The 3,723-nt window shown below is 62.1% G+C and carries 4 protein-coding genes and 1 pseudogene; 3 read left to right on the top strand and 2 right to left on the bottom strand.

What is annotated here, in order from left to right; all coding sequences use genetic code 11:
• Positions 1-25 precede the first annotated feature (25 nt).
• A complete protein-coding gene (locus OC610_RS23065) occupies positions 26-1,651 on the bottom strand; it encodes a methyl-accepting chemotaxis protein (protein ID WP_264431100.1) in 1,626 nt (541 codons plus the stop codon).
• A 286-nt stretch (positions 1,652-1,937) separates the two neighbouring features.
• Between OC610_RS23065 and OC610_RS23060 the strand changes: the two genes are divergently transcribed.
• From OC610_RS23060 to OC610_RS23050, 3 genes are all read left to right on the top strand, one after another.
• Positions 1,938-2,081, top strand: coding sequence for a hypothetical protein (locus OC610_RS23060; protein WP_264431096.1), 144 nt, complete (start codon positions 1,938-1,940; stop codon positions 2,079-2,081).
• Positions 2,082-2,156: 75 nt separating this feature from the next.
• On the top strand, positions 2,157-2,369 hold the full coding sequence (locus OC610_RS23055; protein ID WP_264431093.1) for a hypothetical protein: 213 nt from the start codon (positions 2,157-2,159) through the stop codon (positions 2,367-2,369).
• An 83-nt stretch (positions 2,370-2,452) separates the two neighbouring features.
• Positions 2,453-3,652 (top strand): MFS transporter, encoded by a 1,200-nt coding sequence (locus OC610_RS23050; RefSeq protein ID WP_264431090.1) that lies wholly within the window; start codon positions 2,453-2,455, stop codon positions 3,650-3,652.
• On the opposite strand, the pseudogene OC610_RS23045 reads toward OC610_RS23050, so the two are convergent.
• Positions 3,649-3,723, bottom strand: a pseudogene (locus OC610_RS23045) (alternative ribosome rescue aminoacyl-tRNA hydrolase ArfB); the annotation flags it as partial. The gene OC610_RS23050 and the pseudogene OC610_RS23045 sit on opposite strands and share 4 nt — an antisense overlap.

Raw genomic sequence — 3,723 nt, 5'->3', positions numbered from 1 at the left:
AAGGTTAATCAGGGCCTGCTACGTGTCAGGCACTCAACCGCGCCGTCACGTCATTCAACTGCCCCGACAACCCATGCAAATCCCGACTGGCCGCTTCAGTACGCTGCACATTGTCCAGGTTGGTGCTGGCAATGCAGGTGATTTCCGTCAGGTTGCGCGAGATATCCTCGGCCACGGAGGTCTGCTCCTCCGCAGCCGTGGCAATCTGGCGATTCATGTCGCGAATCGCTTCCACTGCCTCGGTAATGCGTTCGAGCATGGCGCCGGCCTGGGTCACCTGCTCGACACTTTCTTCGCTGCGCGACTGCCCGCTCTCGATGGCCTGGGCCGCGTCCACCGCGCCCGTTTGAACGGTCTGGATGATCTGGTTGATCTCGATGATCGATGACGCGGTGCGCTGGGCCAGGCTGCGCACTTCATCGGCCACGACGGCAAAACCGCGCCCGGCCTCACCGGCCCGAGCGGCTTCGATGGCAGCGTTGAGGGCCAGCAGGTTGGTCTGCTCGGCGATCCCGCGAATCACTTCCAACACCTTGCCGATGCGTCCACTGTCGGTTTCCAGGCGGCGAATCACCGTGGCCGTGTTGGCAATCTCGCCGCGCATCCGGGTGATGGTGTGGATGGTGCCTTGCATGACCTTCTCGCCCTGCTGCGCCGACTGATCGGCGTCATCGGCGGCCCGCGCCGCGTCGGCGGCATGGCGGGCGACTTCCTGGGCGGTGGCAGACATTTCGTTCATCGCCGTCGCTACCTGATCGGTGCGCTCGAACTGCTCGCTGGTGCCCTGGCTCATCAGGCTGGCGATGGCATTGAGCTCACCGCTGGCGCTGTCCAGCTCCGTGGCGCTGCGTTGCAGGCGGGTGAAGGTTTCGGCAAGGAAACCACGCAGCGTATTGGCCGCCACCGCAAGATTGCCCAGCTCATCCTGGCGATTGCTGGTTACACGTTCGGCAAAACGTCCAAGGCTCAGTTGGGTGACATAGTCGATCAAGGCGCGGATTGGCTGCACCAGGTTGCGATTGATCAACCACAGGCTGAACAGGCCGATCAGCAGGCCTGACACCAACATCACCGCGATACCCAGCATGATCGTGCGGTCCGCACCTGCGCTGATCAGCACCGACTCTTCATTGCCCAGCTTGTGCAGATCCGCCACAAGTTCACTCATCTGCTCGCTGGCCGCACGGTCCACGCCCTTGACCGCTGCATCTCCCGCCGCTGCGTCGGCACCTGACGCGACAAACGCATCACGGCCTTTTTGATAGGCGCTGCCCAACTGCGCGTGCTCAGCGCGCAGCTGTTCGATACGTGTCCTGATCGGCGCAGGGACACCGTGATGGTTGCTCAATTTCCCCAGCAGTTCCTGGACATCATGCTGCCGCTCCTCGAACTGCTTCCAATATTTATCCAGTTCCGCCGGCTGCTTGCCACGCAACAAGACGTTCTTCCATTCCTGGACCTGGGCCTTGAACTGCAGATTGGCCTCATCGATCAATTGCGACGCATGCAACGGGCCATCAAGCAGGTTGCGATAATTCTGGATGCCATCGGACAGGAAATGAAAGGACGCCAGGGCGATCAACAGCATCGCCAGCAGGCTGCCGCTCAGCAGGGCCAGAATCTGCGCTCTCAGGGATTTTTGTAGAAACATGGAGTCGATCTCTTCGAATAAAAGACTTCCATGTCCGGGGTCCACTCTCGCGACTGAATGTGGAGGATATGTACTCGGCATCGGCTCGCGGCGCCCGTTCTTGAGCCGCGGCGACCGCCGGTAGCGACGGCGTTTTCGCTGCTGGACATGACCTGTCCAGACAAGCCCACCGGTCGCCCCACCCGGATTGAAAGTCTCTTTGTCATTTCTCCTGGGGTATCCTGCCCACGCTTTGTAGAAGCGCGGATCTACCCGATCGATCAACAGACTTTGCGAGGAGCGCGAAATGCACGAGATCCCTAATCTCCCCTTCCCAAGCCTGCACGAACCTGAGCAGACGACCCCGCGACAAGCCGCAGGGCAACCCGACGCCCAGCAACCCGAGCAGCAGCAAGCCACTGAACGCCGCCAGGCCGACAACGAAGACTGATCCACCCGCGGCACCAGACTGTGTGGAAAGCGCTAAGATGCGCTTTCCACACCGCCTGAATCCGAGCCCCACGCCATGACCGACGACACTTCCTCCTTCAGCCCGGCCCAGGCCAGCGTGCTGATCGGCACCGCCGAGAAAATGGTCGAGATCTGGACCCGCCTCTCTCCCGAGAAACAAGCCGCCCTGTTGACTCGATTCGGCACGGAAGAAAACGCCATTGCCGCGCTGGTCACTGCGCACCTGGTCGCTGGCGACACCCCACCCGAACCGCCGTCCGGCAAATAGTTTTACTTTTCTGCGCGCCACCCGCACGGTCACCGTTATCATAAGCAGCCTATCTATCCTGCTGCCCTGTGGACCTTTTACCCATGCCAGATCTCCAGCGCCCCATGGCGGTCACGCTGCAAGTCGTTTCCATCGTCCTGTTTACTTTCATCGGCTATTTGGACATCGGTATTCCCTTGGCCGTGCTGCCCGGGTTCGTCCATGGCGAGCTGGGGTTCGGCGCGGTAATCGCCGGGTTGGTGATCAGCGTCCAATACTTGGCCACGCTGCTTAGCCGTCCTTATGCGGGACGCATCATCGACAACCTGGGCAGCAAGCGCGCGGTCATGTTCGGCCTGGCCGGGTGTGGCTTGAGCGGCGTTTTCATGCTGGTTTCTGCCTGGACCGCAGGCATGCCGGTCCTGAGCCTGACCAGCCTGTTGATCGGTCGCCTGGTGCTGGGCAGCGCCGAAAGCCTGGTGGGCTCGGGCTCGATCGGCTGGGGCATCGGCCGGGTCGGCGCGGCGAATACCGCCAAGGTCATTTCGTGGAACGGCATCGCCAGTTACGGTGCGCTGGCGATCGGTGCGCCGTTGGGGGTGTGGCTGGTGAAGTCACTGGGGTTGTGGAGCATGGGCGCCAGCATCATCCTGCTGGCGGTGCTGGGGCTGGCGTTGGCCTGGCCGAAAACCGCCGCGCCCATCGTCGTCGGCGAACGCCTGCCGTTCATGCATGTGCTGGGACGCGTATTGCCCCACGGCTGCGGGCTGGCCCTGGGCTCCATCGGTTTTGGCACCATCGCCACCTTCATCACCCTGTACTACGCCACGCAGCATTGGGACAACGCCGTGCTCTGCCTGAGCCTGTTCGGCGCCTGCTTCATCGGTGCGCGCCTGTTATTCGGCAACCTGATCAACCGTCTCGGTGGATTCAGGGTCGCGATTGCCTGCCTGTCGGTGGAAACCCTGGGCTTGCTGCTGTTATGGCTGGCGCCCGATGCACAGTGGGCACTGGCGGGCGCGGCGTTGAGTGGTTTCGGTTTCTCGCTGGTATTCCCGGCGTTGGGTGTGGAAGCGGTCAACCTGGTACCGGCCTCCAGCCGTGGGGCGGCGGTGGGCGCTTATTCGTTGTTCATCGATTTGTCGTTGGGCATCACCGGCCCACTGGCCGGGGCGATCGCCGCCGGTTTCGGCTTTGCCTCGATTTTTCTGTTCGCTGCACTGGCGGCCCTGGGCGGGTTGGCATTGAGCGTCTACCTGTACCGTCAGGCGCCTCGCTACCGTGAAGAGCGGGAGAAGCTCTAGAAATCCACCTTGCCGCGCCCGGCCTTGATCGAGCCGCGCTTGATCTTCGATTCGAGGCGACGTTTTTTCGA

This window comes from Pseudomonas agronomica, assembly GCF_025917275.1.
Classification (GTDB): Bacteria; Pseudomonadota; Gammaproteobacteria; order Pseudomonadales; family Pseudomonadaceae; genus Aquipseudomonas; species Aquipseudomonas agronomica.
This window is presented reverse-complemented; position numbering and strand designations above follow the sequence as displayed.